The sequence below is a fragment of the Pantoea sp. SS70 genome, from assembly GCF_029866845.1.
GTDB lineage: Bacteria > Pseudomonadota > Gammaproteobacteria > Enterobacterales > Enterobacteriaceae > Pantoea > Pantoea leporis.
On sequence record NZ_CP117199.1, the window covers coordinates 866,653 to 887,071 of the forward strand.

The 20,419-nt window shown below is 54.9% G+C and carries 18 protein-coding genes and 1 rRNA gene; 11 read left to right on the forward strand and 8 right to left on the reverse strand.

Annotated elements, in window-relative coordinates:
• Position 1 precedes the first annotated feature (1 nt).
• The 8 genes from lpxB to PO881_RS03885 all read left to right on the forward strand — a co-directional run bounded on the left by lpxB (position 2) and on the right by PO881_RS03885 (position 10,925).
• Complete coding sequence (gene lpxB, locus PO881_RS03850) at positions 2-1,150, forward strand: lipid-A-disaccharide synthase (protein ID WP_101762041.1); 1,149 nt, start codon at positions 2-4, stop codon at positions 1,148-1,150.
• Positions 1,143-1,769 (forward strand): ribonuclease HII, encoded by a 627-nt coding sequence (gene rnhB / locus PO881_RS03855; RefSeq protein WP_137385194.1) that lies wholly within the window; start codon positions 1,143-1,145, stop codon positions 1,767-1,769. Before lpxB ends, rnhB begins: the two co-directional genes overlap by 8 nt.
• A 31-nt stretch (positions 1,770-1,800) precedes the next feature.
• Positions 1,801-5,283 carry a DNA polymerase III subunit alpha gene (gene dnaE, locus PO881_RS03860; RefSeq protein WP_192235645.1) on the forward strand — a complete coding sequence of 1,161 codons (3,483 nt, stop codon included), beginning with the start codon at positions 1,801-1,803 and terminating at the stop codon, positions 5,281-5,283.
• 12 nt (positions 5,284-5,295) lie between these two features.
• Positions 5,296-6,255, forward strand: coding sequence for an acetyl-CoA carboxylase carboxyl transferase subunit alpha (accA, locus tag PO881_RS03865; RefSeq protein WP_280172481.1), 960 nt, complete (start codon positions 5,296-5,298; stop codon positions 6,253-6,255).
• A 375-nt stretch (positions 6,256-6,630) separates the two neighbouring features.
• Positions 6,631-8,781: a lysine decarboxylase LdcC gene (locus PO881_RS03870; RefSeq protein WP_280172482.1), complete on the forward strand. Its 2,151-nt coding sequence runs from the start codon at positions 6,631-6,633 to the stop codon at positions 8,779-8,781.
• 75 nt (positions 8,782-8,856) lie between these two features.
• Entirely contained in the window at positions 8,857-9,246 is a 390-nt protein-coding gene (locus PO881_RS03875) for a VOC family protein (RefSeq protein WP_210080834.1), read from the forward strand.
• A 54-nt stretch (positions 9,247-9,300) separates the two neighbouring features.
• Positions 9,301-10,602: a tRNA lysidine(34) synthetase TilS gene (gene tilS / locus PO881_RS03880; RefSeq protein WP_280172483.1), complete on the forward strand. Its 1,302-nt coding sequence runs from the start codon at positions 9,301-9,303 to the stop codon at positions 10,600-10,602.
• A gap of 14 nt (positions 10,603-10,616) precedes the next feature.
• A complete protein-coding gene (locus PO881_RS03885) occupies positions 10,617-10,925 on the forward strand; it encodes a cytochrome c (protein WP_280172871.1) in 309 nt (102 codons plus the stop codon).
• Positions 10,926-10,964: 39 nt separating this feature from the next.
• Here the strand turns inward: PO881_RS03885 and rof are convergent, their stop codons facing one another.
• The gene (gene rof / locus PO881_RS03890) at positions 10,965-11,228 is read right to left on the reverse strand and encodes a Rho-binding antiterminator (protein ID WP_101762034.1); all 264 of its coding nucleotides are present in this window, start codon (positions 11,226-11,228) and stop codon (positions 10,965-10,967) included.
• A complete protein-coding gene (locus tag PO881_RS03895) occupies positions 11,215-11,415 on the reverse strand; it encodes a YaeP family protein (protein ID WP_036622231.1) in 201 nt (66 codons plus the stop codon). The genes rof and PO881_RS03895 overlap by 14 nt, the downstream gene beginning before the upstream one ends.
• Positions 11,416-11,629: 214 nt before the next feature.
• Here PO881_RS03895 and arfB point away from each other — a divergent pair, with 214 nt between their 5' ends.
• Positions 11,630-12,040, forward strand: a complete 411-nt coding sequence (arfB, locus tag PO881_RS03900) for an alternative ribosome rescue aminoacyl-tRNA hydrolase ArfB (protein WP_154154056.1) — start codon at positions 11,630-11,632, stop codon at positions 12,038-12,040.
• Between the two features lie 30 nt (positions 12,041-12,070).
• Here the strand turns inward: arfB and proS are convergent, their stop codons facing one another.
• From proS to metN, 6 genes are all read right to left on the reverse strand, one after another.
• Entirely contained in the window at positions 12,071-13,789 is a 1,719-nt protein-coding gene (gene proS, locus PO881_RS03905; protein ID WP_110867580.1) for a proline--tRNA ligase, read from the reverse strand.
• A gap of 89 nt (positions 13,790-13,878) precedes the next feature.
• A complete protein-coding gene (tsaA, locus tag PO881_RS03910) occupies positions 13,879-14,586 on the reverse strand; it encodes a tRNA (N6-threonylcarbamoyladenosine(37)-N6)-methyltransferase TrmO (RefSeq protein ID WP_192235639.1) in 708 nt (235 codons plus the stop codon).
• Positions 14,583-14,984: an Rcs stress response system protein RcsF gene (gene rcsF / locus PO881_RS03915; protein ID WP_101762030.1), complete on the reverse strand. Its 402-nt coding sequence runs from the start codon at positions 14,982-14,984 to the stop codon at positions 14,583-14,585. The genes tsaA and rcsF overlap by 4 nt, the downstream gene beginning before the upstream one ends.
• Before the next feature lie 129 nt (positions 14,985-15,113).
• A complete protein-coding gene (locus tag PO881_RS03920; protein WP_101762029.1) occupies positions 15,114-15,929 on the reverse strand; it encodes a MetQ/NlpA family lipoprotein in 816 nt (271 codons plus the stop codon).
• Between the two features lie 37 nt (positions 15,930-15,966).
• Positions 15,967-16,620, reverse strand: a complete 654-nt coding sequence (locus PO881_RS03925) for a methionine ABC transporter permease MetI (protein ID WP_101762028.1) — start codon at positions 16,618-16,620, stop codon at positions 15,967-15,969.
• The gene (gene metN, locus PO881_RS03930; RefSeq protein ID WP_101762027.1) at positions 16,613-17,644 is read right to left on the reverse strand and encodes a methionine ABC transporter ATP-binding protein MetN; all 1,032 of its coding nucleotides are present in this window, start codon (positions 17,642-17,644) and stop codon (positions 16,613-16,615) included. The genes PO881_RS03925 and metN overlap by 8 nt, the downstream gene beginning before the upstream one ends.
• A 187-nt stretch (positions 17,645-17,831) precedes the next feature.
• Between metN and gmhB the strand changes: the two genes are divergently transcribed.
• Positions 17,832-18,392 carry a D-glycero-beta-D-manno-heptose 1,7-bisphosphate 7-phosphatase gene (gmhB, locus tag PO881_RS03935; RefSeq protein ID WP_192412323.1) on the forward strand — a complete coding sequence of 187 codons (561 nt, stop codon included), beginning with the start codon at positions 17,832-17,834 and terminating at the stop codon, positions 18,390-18,392.
• A 409-nt stretch (positions 18,393-18,801) separates the two neighbouring features.
• Positions 18,802-20,341, forward strand: a 16S ribosomal RNA gene (locus tag PO881_RS03940).
• The last annotated feature ends 78 nt before the right edge of the window (positions 20,342-20,419 follow it).

The following is a 20,419-nucleotide window of genomic DNA, read 5'->3' on the forward strand; positions in this document are numbered from 1 at the left end:
CATGTCAGCGCGTCCCCTAACGATTGCCCTGGTCGCCGGAGAAACCTCCGGCGATATTCTTGGTGCAGGTCTCATCCGTGCGTTAAAAGCGCGCCATCCTGATGCGCGCTTTGTTGGCGTGGCCGGTCCGCTGATGCAGGCCGAAGGCTGCGAAGCCTGGTATGAGATGGAAGAGCTGGCGGTGATGGGCATCGTCGAAGTGCTGGGACGCCTGCGGCGTCTGCTGAAAATTCGTCGTGACCTGACGCAGCGCTTCACCGAACTCAAGCCGGATGTGTTCGTGGGCATTGATGCGCCGGATTTCAACATCACGTTGGAAGGCCGTCTCAAGCGCGCGGGTATTCGCACTATTCATTACGTCAGCCCTTCCGTTTGGGCATGGCGTCAAAAGCGCGTTTTCAAAATCGGCCGCAACACCAATCTGGTGCTGGCATTCCTGCCGTTTGAAAAAGCGTTTTACGATCGCTTTAACGTGCCGTGCCGCTTTATCGGCCACACCATGGCTGATGCGATGCCGCTGCAGCCCGATAAGCTGGCGGCGCGCCGCGAGTTAGGCATTGCTGACGAGGCGATTTGCCTTGGCTTGTTGCCGGGCAGTCGCGGTGCCGAAGTGGAAATGCTCAGCGCCGATTTCCTGCGCGCCGCGCAGCTGCTGCGTCAGCGCTATCCCACGCTGGAAATCGTGGTGCCGCTGGTGAACGCCAAACGCCGCGCGCAGTTTGAGCAGATCAAAGCGCAAGTTGCGCCAGAACTGCCGATGCATTTGCTGGATGGCAAAGGCCGTCAGGCGATGCTGGCCAGCGATGCCGCTATTCTTGCGTCTGGCACCGCCGCGCTGGAGTGCATGCTGGCGAAATGCCCGATGGTGGTCGGTTATCGCATGAAGCCGTCTACTTTTTGGCTGGCAAAACGTCTGGTAAAAACGCCGTACGTTTCCCTGCCAAATCTGCTGGCCGGTCGCGAGCTGGTGAAAGAGTTGCTGCAGGACGAATGCCAGCCCGACGCGCTCGCCGCGGCGCTGGAGCCGTTACTGCACGCTGGCCCGGAGCGCGAAGCGCTACTGAAAACCTTCACCGAACTGCATCAACAGATTCGCTGGAATGCCGATGAGCAGGCGGCGGATGCGGTACTGGAGATTATCAATGGCTGAATTTATCTATCCCAACGCGCAGCGGATTGCTGGCGTTGATGAAGTAGGGCGCGGCCCGCTGGTTGGCGCCGTGGTCACGGCGGCGGTGATCCTCGATCCCGCCAACCCGATTGCCGGACTGGCCGACTCGAAAAAGCTCTCCGAGAAGCGTCGTCTGGCGCTGTATGACGAGATCACAGAGAAGGCGCTGGCCTGGAGCCTTGGTCGTGCCGAGCCAGAGGAGATCGATCAGCTCAATATTCTGCACGCCACCATGCTGGCGATGCAGCGCGCGGTCGCGGGTTTGCACATTGCACCGGACTTCGTACTGATCGATGGCAACCGTTGCCCGGCGCTGCCGATGCCCTCGCAGGCGGTGGTGAAGGGTGATAGCCTGGTGCAAGCGATCAGTGCCGCCTCGATCATCGCAAAAGTCACGCGCGATCGTGAAATGACCGAGCTGGATTTGCTGTTCCCGCAATATGGCTTTGCGCAACACAAAGGCTATCCAACCGCGCTGCACATGGAAAAGCTGACGCAGCACGGCGCCACACCTCATCATCGTCGCAGCTTTGCGCCGGTGCGTAACGCCTTGATTGATGCCGATGTGCTGGCAGCCCGCCAGCCAACTACGCTTTAATAGCCTGACGCTGTTTTAACCGGAAACTGATATGGCTGAACCTCGTTTTATACATCTGCGCGTCCACAGTGATTACTCCATGGTTGATGGTCTGGCGAAAACCGGACCCTTAGTCAAGAAGGCGGCTGCGCTGGGCATGCCGGCGATTGCCATTACCGATTACATCAACCTGTGCGGGCTGGTGCGTTTTTACGGTAGCGCACACGGCGCGGGGATCAAGCCGATTATTGGTGCTGACTTCCAGGTTGCCAGCGAATTGATGGGCGATGAGCTGACACAGTTAACGCTGCTGGCGGCCAATAACACCGGTTATCAAAACCTGACCTTGCTGATTTCACGTGCATATCAGCGCGGTTACGGCATTGCGGGCCCAATCATCGATCGCGACTGGCTGCTGGAGCTGGGCGAAGGCCTGATTCTGCTGTCTGGCGGACGTCGCGGCGACGTGGGCCGCAGTCTGCTGCGCGGCAATAGCGCGATGGTAGCGCAGTGTTTGAGCTTTTATCAGGAACACTTCCCGAATCGTTATTACCTGGAATTGATGCGCACCGGTCGCGCCGATGAAGAAGCGTATCTGCATGCCGCCGTCGAGCTGGCGGTGGCCGAAGGCGTTCCCGTCGTTGCCACCAACGAAGTGTGCTTCCTGAATGAAGAAGATTTTGATGCGCATGAAATCCGCGTCGCGATTCATGACGGCTATACGCTGGACGATCCCAAGCGTCCACGTAACTACAGTCCTCAGCAATATATGCGCAGTGAAGAGGAGATGTGCGAGCTGTTCTCGGACATTCCGGAAGCGCTGGAAAATAGCGTAGAGATTGCTAAGCGCTGTAACGTAACGGTGCGCCTCGGCGAATATTTCCTGCCGCAGTTCCCCACCGGTGACATGAGCACTGAAGACTTCCTCGTGGCGAAGTCACGTGAAGGCCTGGAAGAGCGTATGGAATTCCTCTTCCCGGATCCGGCGGTGCGCGCAGAAAAACGCGTGGAATATGATGAACGTCTGGAGATTGAACTCACTGTTATCAACCAGATGGGCTTCCCGGGCTACTTCCTGATCGTGATGGAGTTTATTCAGTGGTCGAAGGACAACGGCATTCCCGTCGGCCCAGGCCGCGGTTCGGGTGCCGGTTCATTGGTGGCGTATGCGCTGAAAATCACCGATATCGATCCGCTGGAGTTTGACCTGCTGTTCGAACGTTTCCTGAACCCGGAACGTGTGTCGATGCCTGACTTTGACGTTGACTTCTGCATGGAGAAGCGCGATCAGGTGATCGATCACGTGGCCGATATGTATGGACGCGATGCGGTATCGCAGATCATCACCTTCGGTACCATGGCGGCGAAAGCGGTCATCCGCGATGTGGGACGCGTACTCGGTCATCCGTACGGTTTTGTTGATCGTATCTCGAAACTGATCCCGCCGGATCCGGGCATGACGCTGGAGAAAGCTTTCCTGGCTGAACCGCAGCTGCCGGAGATCTACGAGGCTGATGAAGAGGTGAAAGCGCTGATCGACATGGCGCGCAAACTGGAAGGTGTCACGCGTAACGCCGGTAAACATGCCGGTGGTGTGGTGATCTCGCCGACCAAAATCACCGATTTTGCGCCGCTCTACTGCGATGAAAACGGGCAATTCCCGGTTACCCAGTTTGATAAGAATGACGTGGAATATGCCGGGCTGGTGAAGTTTGACTTCCTTGGCCTGCGTACGCTTACCATCATCGACTGGGCGCTGAAGATGATTAACCCGCGCCGTGAAAAGCAGGGTTTGCCACCGATTGATATCGCCGCCATTCCGCTGGATGACAAGAAAAGCTTTGATATGCTGCAGCGCTCGGAAACCACGGCGGTGTTCCAGCTTGAATCGCGCGGCATGAAAGATCTGATCAAACGTCTGAAGCCTGACTGCTTCGAAGATATGATCGCACTGGTTGCGCTATTCCGTCCGGGACCGCTGCAATCGGGCATGGTAGATAACTTCATTGACCGTAAGCACGGTCGCGAAGAGATCTCTTATCCGGATATTCAGTGGCAGCACGAAACCCTGAAGCCGGTGCTGGAGCCGACCTACGGCATCATTCTGTATCAGGAACAGGTGATGCAGATTGCGCAGGTGCTGTCTGGCTACACGCTGGGCGGCGCGGACATGCTGCGTCGTGCGATGGGTAAAAAGAAACCCGAAGAGATGGCGAAGCAGCGTTCGGTGTTCCGGGACGGCGCGGAGAAGATGGGCGTCGACGGTGAGCTGTCGATGAAAATCTTCGATCTGGTAGAAAAATTTGCCGGTTATGGCTTTAACAAGTCGCACTCCGCCGCTTACGCGCTGGTTTCCTATCAAACCCTGTGGCTGAAAGCGCACTATCCGGCAGAGTTTATGGCGGCCGTAATGACCGCTGATATGGATAACACCGAGAAAGTGGTTGGCCTGGTCGACGAATGCTGGCGCATGGGCCTCAAAGTGTTGCCGCCAGACATCAACTCCGGTTTGTATCCGTTCCACGTCAATGACGAAGGCGAGATCGTTTACGGCATCGGCGCGATCAAAGGCGTGGGTGAGGGCCCGATCGAAGCGATCATTGATGCGCGTAATGAAGGCGGCTACTTCAAAGAGTTGTTTGATCTCTGTGCGCGCACCGACACCAAAAAGATCAACCGTCGCGTAATGGAAAAACTGATCATGTCGGGCGCATTCGATCGTCTCGGCCCGCATCGCGCGGCTTTGATGAGTGCACTCGGCGATGCATTAAAAGCGGCCGATCAGCATGCTAAAGCCGAAGCCATCGGCCAGGCCGATATGTTTGGCGTGCTGGCCGAAGAGCCAGAGCAGGTAGAGAAATCCTACGCCAGCATCACGCCGTGGCCGGAACAAATTCAACTGGATGGCGAACGAGAGACTTTGGGTCTCTATCTTACCGGACATCCGATTAACCAGTATTTGAAAGAAATTGAGCGTTACGTCGGCGGCATGCGGCTGAAAGACATGCATCCGACAGATCGTGGTAAAGTAACCGTCGCGGCGGGGCTGGTGATTGCCGCCCGCGTGATGGTCACTAAACGCGGTAACCGAATTGGTATTTGTACCATTGACGATCGTTCTGGTCGTCTTGAAGTGATGTTATTTACCGATGCGTTAGATAAATACCAGCAGTTGCTGGAGAAGGACCGTATCCTGATCGTCAGTGGACAGGTCAGCTTTGATGACTTTAGCGGTGGCCTTAAAATGACCGCTCGAGAAGTGATGGACATCGACGAAGCGCGGGAAAAATACGCGCGCGGACTTGCTATCTCGCTGACGGACAGGCAAATTGATGACCAGCTTTTAAACCGTCTCCGCCAGTCTCTGGAGCCTCATCGTTCCGGGACCATTCCGGTGCATCTCTACTATCAGAGAGCCGATGCGCGAGCGAAGCTACGCTTTGGTGCAGCGTGGCGTATTTCGCCCAGCGATCGTTTACTCAACGATTTGCGGTCGTTAGTAGGATCGGAGCAGGTGGAACTGGAGTTTGACTAAAACAGGAACATTATGAGTCTTAATTACCTGGATTTTGAACAGCCAATCGCAGAGCTTGAAGCGAAAATCGACTCGTTAAAATCGATTGGCCGTTCGGATGAGAAACACGATATTAATTTGGATGAGGAAGTGCAGCGTTTACGCGAAAAAAGCGTTGAGCTGACCCGTAAAATCTTCTCCGATTTAGGCGCATGGCAAGTGGCGCAACTCGCGCGTCATCCGCTGCGTCCTTATACACTGGACTATATCCGCAACGCGTTTGATGATTTCGACGAACTGGCTGGCGATCGTGCTTATGCCGATGATAAAGCGATTGTCGGCGGTATTGCCCGTCTTGACGATCGTCCAGTGATGATCATTGGTCATCAGAAAGGTCGCGAGACCAAAGAGAAAATTCGTCGTAACTTCGGTATGCCGGCACCAGAAGGCTATCGCAAAGCGCTGCGTCTGATGGAAATGGCTGAACGCTTTAAGATGCCGCTGATCACCTTCATCGATACGCCGGGAGCTTATCCGGGCGTGGGTGCAGAAGAGCGCGGTCAGTCAGAAGCGATCGCACGCAACCTGCGTGAAATGTCTGGCCTGAAAATTCCGGTGATTTGTACCGTAATCGGCGAAGGCGGTTCCGGTGGTGCGCTGGCAATCGGCGTGGGTGATAAAGTCAACATGCTGCAGTACAGCACCTACTCGGTGATTTCACCGGAAGGTTGTGCGTCGATCCTGTGGAAAAGCGCCGATAAAGCTCCGCTGGCTGCGGAAGCGATGGGTATCACAGCTGAGCGTCTGAAAGAGCTGAAGCTGATCGATTCCATCATTCCTGAGCCGCTGGGCGGCGCGCATCGTCAACCGGTAGATATGGCGGCTTCGCTTAAGCAGCAACTGCTGGCCGATCTGGCCGATCTCGATGTGCTGAGCACCGAAGAGTTGCTCAACCGTCGCTATCAGCGCCTGATGAACTACGGCTACGCTTGATACATCAGAGCTAAGCAAGAAGCGGACCCCGGTCCGCTTTTTTTATGTCGAACGAACACCATTCTGATCAGCCATCCGTAGGGTAACCATCCATGGCTACCTGGTTCGACGATTTCGCTGTGACTCCGGTGCAAGGTCCAGAAAAGACCAGCCCGATCGCAAAGGATAACTGCATCCATGCAGATCGGCCTCGCCATCCATGGCTCGGACGCTTTGCTCTTCGGGCTGCTCTTTCCTGTCCCCTTTGGCTTGATCGTGGCTTTTCTAGTGCATTAGCATTCGGTTGCAATCACTCAACAGCAGAGCATTCCAGGTTTATTCGCGCGCGGTTTTCGCTATCCTTATTCAGTGCCACAACACCACAGGAGGTGAGCATTGAATATTATTGCGATCATGGGACCGCACGGCGCTTTCTACAAAGATGAGCCTATTCGCGAACTGGATGCTGCCCTCAAGCTGCAAGGCTTCCAAACCGTTTACCCCAATAATGCCAGCGACCTGCTGAAGTTGATTGAACACAATCCGCGTATCTGCGGTGTGATTTTTGACTGGGACGATTACAGTCTGGCGCTGTGTAGCGACATCAATCAGCTTAATGAATATCTGCCGCTCTATGCCTTCATCAACACTCATTCGCAGATGGATGTCAGCATCAACGAGATGCGCATGGCGCTGCACTTCTTCGAGTATGCCCTGAGCGCTGCCGATGACATCGCGCTGCATATTCGTCAGTACACCGATGAGTACATCGATAACATCACGCCGCCGCTAACTAAAGCGTTGTTCACCTACGTCAAAGAGGGCAAATACACCTTCTGCACGCCGGGTCACATGGGCGGCAGCGCTTTCCAGAAAAGCCCGGTGGGCAGCCTGTTTTATGACTTCTTTGGCTCGAACACCTTAAAAGCGGATGTCTCGATCTCGGTCACGGAATTGGGTTCATTGCTCGATCACACCGGCCCGCATCTGGAAGCGGAGGAGTATGTTGCGCGCACCTTTGGCGCTGAGCAAAGCTACATGGTGACCAACGGCACCTCGACCTCGAACAAAATCGTCGGCATGTATGCGGCGCCTGTGGGTAGCACGGTGCTGATTGACCGCAACTGCCATAAATCGCTGACCCATTTGCTGATGATGAGCGATATCATCCCAATCTGGCTGAAACCGACGCGCAACGCGCTGGGCATTCTGGGCGGCATTCCGCAGCGCGAGTTTACGCGTGACAACATCCAGCAAAAGGTCAACGCCACGCCGCGCGCTAGCTGGCCGGTGCATGCGGTGATCACCAACTCAACCTACGATGGCCTGCTGTACAACACGCAGTTCATCAAACAGACGCTGGATGTGCCATCGATCCACTTTGATTCTGCGTGGGTGCCGTACACCAATTTCCATCCGATTTATGCCGGTAAAAGCGGCATGAGCGGCGATCGTATTCCCGGCAAAGTGATTTATGAAACGCAATCGACGCACAAACTGTTAGCGGCGTTCTCGCAGGCTTCGCTGATTCACATCAAAGGCGATTACGACGAGCACACCTTTAACGAAGCCTACATGATGCACACCACCACCTCGCCGAGCTACGCGATTGTCTCGTCGATTGAAACCGCGGCGGCGATGCTGCGCGGCAATCCGGGTAAGCGACTGATCAACCGCTCGGTTGAACGTGCGCTCCATTTCCGTCGTGAGATTCAACGCTTGCGGGAAGAGTCTGACGGCTGGTTCTTTGATATCTGGCAGCCGGAGCAGGTCGATCAGGCCGAATGCTGGCCGATCCAGCCGGGCGAGGAGGATTGGCACGGTTTCACCCATGCCGATCGCGATCATATGTATCTCGATCCGATCAAAGTCACCATTCTGACGCCGGGCATGAGCGAGCTGGGTAACATGGCGGAAGAGGGCATTCCAGCCGCGCTGGTGGCGAAGTTCCTCGATCAGCGCGGCATCGTGGTGGAGAAAACCGGGCCGTACAATCTGCTGTTCCTGTTCAGCATCGGCATCGATAAAACCAAAGCGATGAGCGTGCTGCGTGGGCTGACGGAGTTTAAGCGCGCATACGATCTCAACCTGCGGGTGAAAAATATGCTGCCGGATCTCTACGCTGAAGATCCCGACTTCTATCGCAACATGCGCATTCAAACGCTGGCGCAGGGTATTCATCAATTGATCCTGCAACATGATCTGCCGCGCCTGATGTTGAAAGCGTTCGACGTACTGCCGGAGATGAAGATGACGCCGCATCAGGCATTTCAGCGCCAGGTAAAAGGTCAGGTGGAAACGGTGGATATTCGCGAGCTGGTGGGGCGCATTTCCGCCAACATGGTTCTGCCGTATCCGCCTGGCGTGCCGGTGGTGATGCCGGGCGAGATGATCACCGAAGAGAGCCGTTCCGTACTCGATTTTCTGCTGATGCTATGCACCATCGGCCGGCACTATCCCGGCTTCGAGACCGACATTCACGGTGCGACGTTGACGGACGATGGGCGTTATCTGGTGCGCGTATTGCGTGAAGATGACGAAGGCTAACTTAGGACAATCACCTCTTTTCATCGCCGCATTTGCCACGTAGGGTAAGCGGCTTGTGTGAAAACCGGAGTCGCTATGCTGCAAATTAAACAGATCCATCACATCGCCATTATTGCCACCGATTATCAGCGCAGTAAGGCGTTTTATTGTGATGTGCTGGGCTTTGAATTGTTGGGTGAATATTACCGCGCCGAGCGTGACTCGTGGAAAGGCGATCTTGGCCTGAACGGGGTTTACACCATTGAGTTGTTCTCTTTCCCCTCGCCGCCGCCACGCGTTAGTGGACCGGAAGCCTGCGGCCTGCGTCATCTGGCGTTTTGCGTTGATGATGTTGAGCAGTCCATAGCGGCGCTGGCGGAGAAGGGCGTGACGTGCGAGCCGATTCGTATCGATGCGTTAACCGGTAAAGCCTGCACTTTCTTCCCCGATCCGGATGGTTTGCCGCTGGAGCTGTATCAGGCGTAAACTAGCGTCCGCCGCGAGCCGCAATTCGGTGGCTCGCCCGGACGGAACGCGCTCATGTCTTTATCTCATCTTGCTTCGCTGCTGACACCCGACGCTGGCTATGTGCTGGCGTTCAGCGGCGGACTTGATTCCACCGTGCTACTGCATCAATTGGTCTGCTGGCAACGTCAGCAGCCAGCGCTACGCGTGCGCGCGTTACATGTCCATCATGGTCTTAGCCCGAATGCAGATAGCTGGGCGCTGCATTGCCAGCAAGTTTGCCAGCAGTGGCAGATTCCCTGTGAAGTGCTGCATGTGCAGGTTGATGGCCGCGCCAACGGCATTGAAGCGGCTGCCCGCGAAGCACGCTATCAGGCGCTGTTTCAGCATCTGCAACCCGGTGAACACTTACTTACTGCTCAGCACCTTGACGATCAGGCCGAAACGCTGCTGCTGGCGTTAAAACGCGGCAGCGGACCGGCGGGTTTGGCCGCGATGCCGCTGCAGCGCAGGGTGGGTGAACATCGGCATCTGCGTCCGTTGCTCGACGTTAGCCGTCAGCAGCTGGAAAACTATGCTGCCGAGCACCAGTTGCACTGGATTGAAGATGAAAGCAACGCCGATAGCCGCTATGACCGCAACTTCCTGCGTCAGCAGATTCTGCCGCAGCTGCAGGCGCGCTGGCCGCACTTCAGTGCTGCCAGTGCACGCAGCGCCGCGCTCTGTGGCGAGCAGGAGCAACTGCTCGACGAGTTGCTGGCTGAACAGCTGGCGCAGCTTAGCGATGCGCAGGGCGCGCTGCACTTCCCGCCGTTAATGAACATGAGCGAAGCGCGGCGTCATGCGCTGTTACGCCGCTGGATTGCTCAACAGGGCGGCGCGATGCCTTCGCGCGAGGCGTTGAAACGCATCACCGATGAAGTCATCAACAGCCGTGAAGATGCCAAACCTTGTTTGCGTTTCGGCGCTTTTGAGCTGCGCCGCTATCGCCAGCAACTCTATTGGTTACCGTCGCAGCCTTCACTTAGTCAGCACTTGCTAACCTGGCAAGACCGCACGCAGCCGCTTAATTTACCCGCTGGTTTAGGTTCGCTGCACGCGAATGCGTGGATTGCCGAGCTGCGCCAGCCTGCAGCGGATGAAGCGATCACGATCCGCTTCCAGGCGCAGGGTTATTATCATATACAGGGGCGCGCAGGTGGCCGCGAGATGAAGAAGCTGTGGCAAGAGCTGGGCGTTGCGCCCTGGCAGCGCGAACGTATTCCGTTGATTTATTTTAACCAGACGTTAATTAGCGCGCCGGGGCTGTTTATTACCCGCGAAGGCGCAGCCAGCAACGAGCAAGGCTGGCAGGCGATCTGGTCACCACAACAATAAAATGGAGAGCAATGATGAAACTTTGGATGGCCGCGGCGTTATTCGCTGCGGTGCTGCCGGCGTTGGCCGACGGCGATGTGAATGCGGGCGCGCAAAAAGCGGCCAGCTGTATGGCGTGTCACGGTGCGGAGGGCAAAAGCGCGGTGCCGCTCTATCCCAATCTGGCCGGGCAACATGCGCCTTATCTGCTGCATTCACTGCAAGCCTATAAAAAAGGCGAGCGGAGCGGCGGCCAGGCGGAAGTGATGAAAGCGTTTGTAGCGGGATTGAGCGATCAGGATATGGCAGATTTATCGGCGTATTACAGTTCGTTAAAACCTTAAGCGAGGTGGGCGGGATGTGATTCCCGCCCGAGAGAGGTTTTACTCGTCTTCGCTGACGACGACGGTGCCCAGCTCCGGATGTGTGAAGCTGGCGATGTGGTCGAGCCGCACTTCGCGGGTCTCGCCTGAGAGATCGACGGCAAGGTACTCGACGTTTTTACGTGAGACCATGTCCACGGCTTTGGCCTTGAGCTGATCGCCGTTTTTTAACTCTAACGACAGCGTCCAGTGTTTTTGGCAGGCGAGTTCAAGGTTGTCGTAATCATCGCAGTTGATGGGTTTGTAGGCTTCATTCGTCAACATAGTCGCTCACCAATAAGTTTGCAGCGGCATACGCTGCTTGTTCCCTGAGAGAAGAGTTTAGCGCAGAATCAGCGGCAATATCGTTGAGAGCCTTCAACGCACAACCTATGGCGTCTGGCACATACCCAAGGTCGCCGCTACCAATTTCGGCATACTTCTGGCGAACTAACTCACAATACTTTTGCACATACACCTCCTCAGCAGAGTTGATACTCTGGATGATAGGCGACTATATCACAGGAATTTCATCGAAATCAGCCCGGTCGTCACGGGAATGATGCAAGCAAATGGGCAAAAGTGACATTTCGCGCTGGTCTTATGCATTCAGCGTGCGCACAAAAGGTTAAGTTGATGAACAGGTTATTACGCGACGCAACGTCGAGCCAAACGGTAGGTGACAGATGATTGTGCTGTCTCGATCGCTTTCACTTGCAGATAATGAAGTGGAACTCAGTGCCATCCGTGCGCAAGGTGCCGGTGGCCAACATGTGAATAAAACGTCGACGGCGATTCACCTGCGATTTGATATTCATGCCTCATCGCTGCCGCCGTTTTATAAAGAGCGACTGCTGGCGGCGAGCCATCATTTGATTACCGCAGAAGGCGTGGTGATCATCAAAGCACAGGAACATCGCAGCCAGGAAATGAATCGGGAAGCGGCCGTGCAGCGGCTGATAAATCTGATTCAGGAGTTAACCACGGTGGAAAAAGTGCGGCGTGCGACCAAACCGACGCACGGCTCTAAAGTGAGGCGGCTGGAAGGTAAAACGCGGCGCAGTAACGTGAAGGCGATGCGCGGAAAGGTGCAATAAAAAACGCCTCCGGCTGGAGGCGTTTTAGCGTTACTTGTTGAGGGCTTTCACCAGGAAGTCGACGATGTCATGTTGCTTAATCATCTGCTTCTCGCTGGCGGTACGCGCCTTATACTCAATCTCTTCGTTATCGAGATTACGATCGCCAATTACGATGGTGTGCGGCACGCCAATCAGCTCCATATCCGCGAACATCACACCTGGACGCTCTTTACGGTCATCCAGAATCACGTCAATGCCTTTGGCACGCAGCGTGTTGTACAGCTCTTCAGCCAACTGCTGCACACGGAAAGATTTGTGCATATTCATTGGCAGAATGGCCACTTCAAACGGTGCCAATGCCGCAGGCCAGATGATGCCGCGCTCGTCGTTGTTCTGCTCAATTGCCGCCGCCACAACGCGCGTGATACCGATGCCGTAGCAGCCCATGGTCATTACCTGGTTACGACCATCTTCGCCCTGAACCGCTGCTTTCATCGCTTCGGAGTACTTGGTACCCAGCTGGAAGATGTGGCCCACTTCGATACCGCGTTTAATCAGCAGCGTACCTTTGCCGTCTGGGCTTGGATCGCCTTCCACCACGTTACGGATATCTTCCACGCGAGGTTCTGGCAGATCGCGGCCCCAGTTGATGCCGCTCAGGTGTTTGCCATCAATGTTGGCACCCGCGCAGAAGTCAGCTGTTTTTGCCACGGTACGATCGGCGATCACTGGCATGGTCAAACCGACCGGGCCGAGCGAGCCTGGACCGGCACCCAGCAGCGCGCGAATCTGTTCTTCGCTCGCCATCTCCAGCGGTTCAGCGACGATATCCAGCTTCTCAGCTTTAATTTCGTTCAGCTGATGATCGCCGCGCAGCAGCAGGGCAACCAGCGTGTGGCCGCTCTCTTCGGTGGCTTTGACGAACAGCGTCTTAACGGTTTTCTCAATCGGTAACTGATGTTGCTCAACCAGCTCGGCGATAGTCTTGGCGTTTGGCGTATCGAACTGCGTCATAGCTTCTGTGGCCTGCGGACGCTCGCCAGCCGGCGCTAAGGCCTCGGCTTTCTCAATGTTGGCCGCGTAATCGGATTCGCTGGAGAAGATCACGTCATCTTCACCGCTCAGTGCCAGCACCTGGAATTCATGTGATGCGCTGCCGCCGATAGAACCGGTGTCAGCTTGTACGGCGCGGAAATCCAGGCCCATACGGCTGAAGCTCTGGCTGTAGGCGCGGTACATCGCGTCGTAGGTTTCCTGCAGCGATTCCTGCGTGGTGTGGAACGAGTAAGCATCTTTCATGATGAACTCGCGTGAACGCATCACACCAAAACGCGGGCGCACTTCATCGCGGAATTTGGTCTGGATCTGATACAGATTGAGCGGCAGCTGCTTATAAGAGCTCAGCTCGTTGCGGATCAAATCGGTAACCACTTCTTCGTGGGTTGGACCCAGCACGAAGGGACGTTCATGACGATCTTTAATGCGCAGCAGTTCCGGGCCGTATTGCTCCCAACGGCCGCTCTCTTCCCACAGATCGGCAGGCTGAACCACCGGCATGGAGATCTCAATCGCACCGGCGTTGTTCATCTCTTCACGCACGATGTTTTCAACTTTTCGCAGCACGCGAATCCCGGTCGGCAACCAGGTGTAGAGACCGGAAGCCAGTTTGCGGATCATGCCGGCGCGCAGCATCAGCTGGTGGCTGATCACTTCTGCATCGGAAGGTGTCTCCTTCAGAGTGGAGAGCAGATATTGAGTAGTACGCATTGATTACGATTCCAGTTATACGGAAGGAAACTGACAAAATTTTTCTGGCGGCTAGTGTACCAGCGAGATCAATCACTCAAAAGCGGGTTTTAACGGGGATCGAGGGCGATCACCTCGGTTCCTGCCTCATCAATGCGCCAGCGCACGTTAAAGTCGAGTAGCCAGGCGGCATATTCACGATCTTCCGTCTCACCTTTACGGTAAGCCGGGCGCGGATCCTGTGCCAGCACTTCGCTAATGAAACGCGCTAGCTGCGGATGGGTTTTCTGCTGCAGCTGAAGCTGGCTCTGCGCCAGCGGCGAAAAGCGCACCGGCATGGTGGCATCAGGCGCCGCCTGCGCAAACCCGGCGCGCGCATCAGGCAGCGCTTCGGCGAACGGCAGATAAGGTTTGATATCCACCACCGGCGTGCCATCGACTAAATCGAGGCTGCCGAGCTGCAAGATCACCTGCTGCTTCTCGCAGCGAATGCCTTTTAACTCAACCAGCGACATACCGATAGGATTGGGGCGGAAGGTTGAACGGGTGGCAAACACGCCCATACGCGCATTGCCACCGAGGCGCGGTGGACGCACGGTCGGACGCCAGCCACCTTCCATCGTTTGGTGGAACACAAACAGCACCCACAAATGACTAAACGCTTCCAGCCCGCGTACCGCTTCCGGCTGATTGTAAGGTGGTAGCAGATGCAGCTCGCCGCCGCCATCCTGCACCAGACCGGGCTGGCGCGGAACGGCAAACTTCTCTTTCCACGGCGAACGAATTACGCCGATTTGCGCAAAGGCAAACTCACTCATTGATTTGAGACTTTCAGTGCGGAGCCCTGGCAAATGGCCTGGCGATAGCATCCCGGCGTGCTGGTGACAATTTCGCACTTATGCAGCAGGACGGCGTTGGCTTTCATGCCGGCTGCGCGAATCTGCAGGCGCTTGCGCGCGGTGTTGATGTTAGGAGGCGAATCCTGGCTGCTGCTCTGGCAATCTTCAGCAGAGACTTCGCCCAAATCGCGGAACGGGTTGCTGACCAGATCGGTCGCATCGGTGTAGATCTTCACCGGCGCGGGACGTGGAGTCGGTTTACGTTGTGGTTCGCTGGATGCCTGTTGCGGACGAGAAGGAGCACTGCTTATCGGGTGATATTCACGCACACACCCGGTTAGCATCAATGCTAACAAGCAGAGCGGTAAAAAACGCATGGCAACATCCTCAAGTAATAAAAAAGTGGCGTTATTGAAACAAGGACGACAATAAATAACAAGTCAGGTGCAATTTATGGCAAAAGAAAGGGCGGCCGAAGCCGCCCTGCAAGGCATGAAAGGTGAACATTACCAGCCTTTCACTGCGCCGCCGTTGAAGATCTTGTTGGCCGCTTCAGACACTTCGTCTGATTGGTACGCCTGCACAAACTTCTTCACGTTCTCAGCGTCTTTGTTGTCTTCACGGCTAACAATCAGGTTCACGTAAGGTGAATCTTTGTCTTCCACGAAGATGCCATCTTTCGCTGGCGTCAGACCAATCTGGCTGGCGTACGTGGTGTTGATCACCGCCAGTGCGATCTGCTGGTCGTCAAGTGAACGTGGCAGCTGCGGCGCTTCCAGCTCAACAATCTTCAGCTTTTTCGGGTTCTCAATGATATCCAGTGAGGTTGGCAGCAGGCCAACGCCATCTTTCAGTTTGATCAGGCCGACTTTCTGCAGCAGCAGCAGTGAACGTCCCAGGTTGGTTGGATCGTTCGGGATAGCAACCTGTGAACCGTCCTGCAGTTCATCCAGTGATTTGATTTTCTTCGAGTAGCCGGCGATTGGGTAAACGAAGGTGTTCGCCACAATGGCCAGCTTGTAACCGCGATCTTTGATCTGCTGATCCAGATACGGCTTATGCTGGAAGGCGTTAACGTCAATATCACCTTTGCTCAGCGCTTCGTTTGGCAGTACGTAATCGTTAAAGGTCACCAGCTCAACATCGAGGCCATATTTCTCTTTCGCCACTTTAACTGCAGTTTCAGCAACCTGCTGTTCAGCGCCGACAATCACACCCACTTTAATGTGGTTTGGATCTTTTGCTTTCTGATCGCATCCTGCCAGCGCAATTGCGCCAATCAGAGCACCCACAGCGGCAATCTTTTTAAATGTAAAAGACATATCCTTTCCTTAATAGAGGACTATTGATGTTGCTTGCTTACTTATGGGACACAGCACGTACAATGCGGTCGCCACAGAATTGGATTAAATAGACCAGCACAACCAGCAAAACCAGCACGGTGTTCATTACGGTGGCGTTATAGCCAATGTAACCGTATTGATAGCCAATCTGGCCCAAACCGCCTGCGCCAACCGCTCCGCCCATTGCGGAGTAGCCAACCAGCGTAATCAGGGTAATTGTAGCGGCATTCACCAGACCTGGCAGCGCTTCCGGCAGCAGGACTTTACGCACGATCTGCAGCGGCGTGGCGCCCATGGCGCGAGATGCTTCGATCAATCCGGTTGGCAGTTCCAGCAGGGCGTTTTCCACCATACGTGCAATAAACGGCGCGGCGCCGACGGTTAGCGGCACAATCGCGGCTTGCAGGCCAATCGAGGTGCCGACAATGGCGCGAGTGAATGGAATCATCCATACCAGCAGGATAATGAACGGAATCGAACGGAAGATATTCACCAGCGCGGACAGCACGCGATAAAGCGCGTTGTTGGCCAGAATCTGGCCGGGACGCGTCACATACAGCAGCACGCCAATCGGAAGACCGAGGACAAAACCAAAGAAACCAGAGACGAAGGTCATCATCAGCGTTTCCCAGACGCCACGCGTCAGTAACCACATCATCGCTTCAGACATAACCCAACACCTCTACTTTCACATGATTTTCTTTCAGCCAGGCAATCGCGGCTTGTGTATCTGTTTCACTGCCATCCATCTCAGCCAGCATGATGCCGAACTTCACGCCGCCGGCGTAATCCATCTGCGCACTGATGATGTTGTTATTAACGTTAAAGCGTCGAGCCGATTCTGACAGTAGCGGAGCATCCACCGATTTGCCGGTGAACTCGAGACGCAGCAGCGGCACGCTATCAGCTGTTGGCTGTGGCGCCATGCGTTGCTGGTAGTCGTCGGGGATATCCAGATGCAGCGTAGATTGAATGAATTGTTGCGCCAGCGGCGTTTTCGGATGCGAAAACACTTCGCTTACGCTGTCTTTTTCAATTAACTCACCATTGCTGATCACCGCAACCTGATCGCAGATGCGTTTCACCACATCCATTTCATGGGTGATCAACAGAATGGTAATGCCCAGACGACGGTTAATGTCCTTAAGCAGCTCCAGAATTGAACGCGTGGTTGCAGGATCCAGTGCGCTGGTGGCTTCATCACACAGCAGCACCTTAGGATTGCTCGCCAGTGCGCGGGCAATCGCAACACGCTGCTTTTGTCCGCCAGAGAGATTCGCTGGCCAGCTATCATGCTTGTCTGATAATCCCACCAGATCGAGTAATTCGCTAACGCGCTTCTTTATCTGTTCGCGCGAAAGATTGCCTAACTCTAATGGCAGCGCCACGTTACCGGAGACGGTGCGGGAGTTCATCAGATTAAAGTGCTGGAAAATCATGCCAATCTGGCGGCGTGCCAGCGTCAATTGGCCAGAAGAAAGGGTGGTTAATTCCTGGCCATCAACCAGCACGCGTCCGGAGGTTGGGCGCTCCAGCAGATTGACGCAGCGAATCAGGGTACTTTTACCGGCACCGGAGGAACCGATGACGCCATAGATCTGTCCAGCAGGCACGTGCAGGCTGACGTTGGACAGCGCCTGAATGGTGCGTGAGCCTTGCTGGAACACTTTGGTGATATTTTCGAGTTTAATCATTAGTTTATTTATTATCGTGTTGCATAGTCCGTGGTGTATCGGGCTTCACTCAGCAGGGCTGTGCGAAATTTGGATGGATGTTAAGGCATCCAGACGGCTAAATCAATGGAAGTCATTCAAACTGCCATTCTCTCGCTATACGCAATCATGCGATACTTAGCGACACATTTTCAGCAGGAGTTTCTACGTGGCGAACAAAGTCCCGGCTATTTTTCTTGATCGTGATGGCACATTGAATGTTGATCACGGCTATGTTCATGAAATCGATAATTTCGAATTCATTGATGGCACCATCGAAGCGCTACAGGCGTTAAAGAAGATGGGCTATGCGCTGGTACTGGTGACTAACCAGTCGGGCATTGCGCGTGGCATGTTTACCGAAGACCAGTTTATGCAACTCACAGAATGGATGGATTGGTCGCTGGCCGATCGTGATGTTGATTTGGATGGCATCTATTTCTGTCCGCATTTGCCAGATGCCACGGTAGAAGCGTATCGCCAGCAGTGTGATTGCCGTAAGCCGCAGCCGGGCATGTTGCTCTCCGCGCAGCAGCATCTGGATATCGATATGGCTTCTTCTTATATGGTAGGCGACAAAATAGAAGATATGCAGGCGGCGTTAGCAGCGGGTGTGGGTACCAAAGTGCTGGTGCGTAGTGGCAAGCCGGTAACGGCAGAAGGGGAAGCAGTGGCGGATTGGGTGATTAACAGCCTGGCAGAGCTGCCAGCACGCATCAAAAAGGCCTGAAAACGGGTCTTTTGCGCAAATTTCAAGCGAACAGCAAAAAACTTGAAATTTGCACTTGTCAGCTCCGAATAACTCCCTATAATGCGCCACCACTGAGACGGCAAAGCGGCAACGCAGACGGCTTGGCAGGGATTGAAAAAATTCATCCCGCCGGATGAAGACGCTGAAAAAAGTGTTTGACTCCGAAGGAGAGTAGCGTAGTATACGCCACCTCGCGACAGACGGTTCAGCCGCTGTTCGCAACGCTCTTTAACAATTTATCAGACAATCTGTGTGGGCACTCGCAGGATTGATATCCGCGTCTCCGGACGCAAAAAAATATCAAAGCCTCACGAGTGAACACATAATGAAATTCATTATGACGTTTTACAGATGAGCACCGCTGAACTCGTTTCAGCAAATCAAACTTAAATTGAAGAGTTTGATCATGGCTCAGATTGAACGCTGGCGGCAGGCCTAACACATGCAAGTCGAACGGTAGCACAGAGAGCTTGCTCTCGGGTGACGAGTGGCGGACGGGTGAGTAACGTCTGGGAAACTGCCCGATGGAGGGGGATAACTACTGGAAACGGTAGCTAATACCGCATAACGTCGCAAGACCAAAGTGGGGGACCTTCGGGCCTCACACCATCGGATGTGCCCAGATGGGATTAGCTAGTAGGTGGGGTAATGGCTCACCTAGGCGACGATCCCTAGCTGGTCTGAGAGGATGACCAGCCACACTGGAACTGAGACACGGTCCAGACTCCTACGGGAGGCAGCAGTGGGGAATATTGCACAATGGGCGCAAGCCTGATGCAGCCATGCCGCGTGTATGAAGAAGGCCTTCGGGTTGTAAAGTACTTTCAGCGGGGAGGAAGGCGGTGAAGTTAATAGCTTCACCGATTGACGTTACCCGCAGAAGAAGCACCGGCTAACTCCGTGCCAGCAGCCGCGGTAATACGGAGGGTGCAAGCGTTAATCGGAATTACTGGGCGTAAAGCGCACGCAGGCGGTCTGTCAAGTCGGATGTGAAATCCCCGGGCTTAACCTGGGAACTGCATTCGAAACTGGCAGGCTGGAGTCTTGTAGAGGGGGGTAGAATTCCAGGTGTAGCGGTGAAATGCGTAGAGATCTGGAGGAATACCGGTGGCGAAGGCGGCCCCCTGGACAAAGACTGACGCTCAGGTGCGAAAGCGTGGGGAGCAAACAGGATTAGATACCCTGGTAGTCCACGCCGTAAACGATGTCGACTTGGAGGTTGTTCCCTTGAGGAGTGGCTTCCGGAGCTAACGCGTTAAGTCGACCGCCTGGGGAGTACGGCCGCAAGGTTAAAACTCAAATGAATTGACGGGGGCCCGCACAAGCGGTGGAGCATGTGGTTTAATTCGATGCAACGCGAAGAACCTTACCTACTCTTGACATCCAGAGAACTTAGCAGAGATGCTTTGGTGCCTTCGGGAACTCTGAGACAGGTGCTGCATGGCTGTCGTCAGCTCGTGTTGTGAAATGTTGGGTTAAGTCCCGCAACGAGCGCAACCCTTATCCTTTGTTGCCAGCGGTTCGGCCGGGAACTCAAAGGAGACTGCCAGTGATAAACTGGAGGAAGGTGGGGATGACGTCAAGTCATCATGGCCCTTACGAGTAGGGCTACACACGTGCTACAATGGCGCATACAAAGAGAAGCGACCTCGCGAGAGCAAGCGGACCTCATAAAGTGCGTCGTAGTCCGGATCGGAGTCTGCAACTCGACTCCGTGAAGTCGGAATCGCTAGTAATCGTAGATCAGAATGCTACGGTGAATACGTTCCCGGGCCTTGTACACACCGCCCGTCACACCATGGGAGTGGGTTGCAAAAGAAGTAGGTAGCTTAACCTTCGGGAGGGCGCTTACCACTTTGTGATTCATGACTGGGGTGAAGTCGTAACAAGGTAACCGTAGGGGAACCTGCGGTTGGATCACCTCCTTACCTGAAGATACCTTCCCGCGAAGTGCTCACACAGATTGTCTGATAGAAAGTAATGAGCAAGACGGCTGCGAAGTCGTG

Bases quoted from the DNA above. Each gene is read 5' to 3' on its own strand.
- accA (WP_280172481.1), top strand. From the start codon at position 5,296: ATGAGTCTTAATTACCTGGATTTTGAACAGCCAATCGCAGAGCTTGAA.
- tilS (WP_280172483.1), top strand. From the start codon at position 9,301: ATGTCTTTATCTCATCTTGCTTCGCTGCTGACACCCGACGCTGGCTAT.
- metN (WP_101762027.1), bottom strand. From the start codon at position 17,644: ATGATTAAACTCGAAAATATCACCAAAGTGTTCCAGCAAGGCTCACGC.
- lpxB (WP_101762041.1), top strand. From the start codon at position 2: ATGTCAGCGCGTCCCCTAACGATTGCCCTGGTCGCCGGAGAAACCTCC.
- PO881_RS03925 (WP_101762028.1), bottom strand. From the start codon at position 16,620: ATGTCTGAAGCGATGATGTGGTTACTGACGCGTGGCGTCTGGGAAACG.
- rof (WP_101762034.1), bottom strand. From the start codon at position 11,228: ATGTTGACGAATGAAGCCTACAAACCCATCAACTGCGATGATTACGAC.
- dnaE (WP_192235645.1), top strand. From the start codon at position 1,801: ATGGCTGAACCTCGTTTTATACATCTGCGCGTCCACAGTGATTACTCC.
- PO881_RS03885 (WP_280172871.1), top strand. From the start codon at position 10,617: ATGAAACTTTGGATGGCCGCGGCGTTATTCGCTGCGGTGCTGCCGGCG.
- arfB (WP_154154056.1), top strand. From the start codon at position 11,630: ATGATTGTGCTGTCTCGATCGCTTTCACTTGCAGATAATGAAGTGGAA.
- PO881_RS03875 (WP_210080834.1), top strand. From the start codon at position 8,857: ATGCTGCAAATTAAACAGATCCATCACATCGCCATTATTGCCACCGAT.
- proS (WP_110867580.1), bottom strand. From the start codon at position 13,789: ATGCGTACTACTCAATATCTGCTCTCCACTCTGAAGGAGACACCTTCC.
- PO881_RS03920 (WP_101762029.1), bottom strand. From the start codon at position 15,929: ATGTCTTTTACATTTAAAAAGATTGCCGCTGTGGGTGCTCTGATTGGC.
- tsaA (WP_192235639.1), bottom strand. From the start codon at position 14,586: ATGAGTGAGTTTGCCTTTGCGCAAATCGGCGTAATTCGTTCGCCGTGG.
- rnhB (WP_137385194.1), top strand. From the start codon at position 1,143: ATGGCTGAATTTATCTATCCCAACGCGCAGCGGATTGCTGGCGTTGAT.
- rcsF (WP_101762030.1), bottom strand. From the start codon at position 14,984: ATGCGTTTTTTACCGCTCTGCTTGTTAGCATTGATGCTAACCGGGTGT.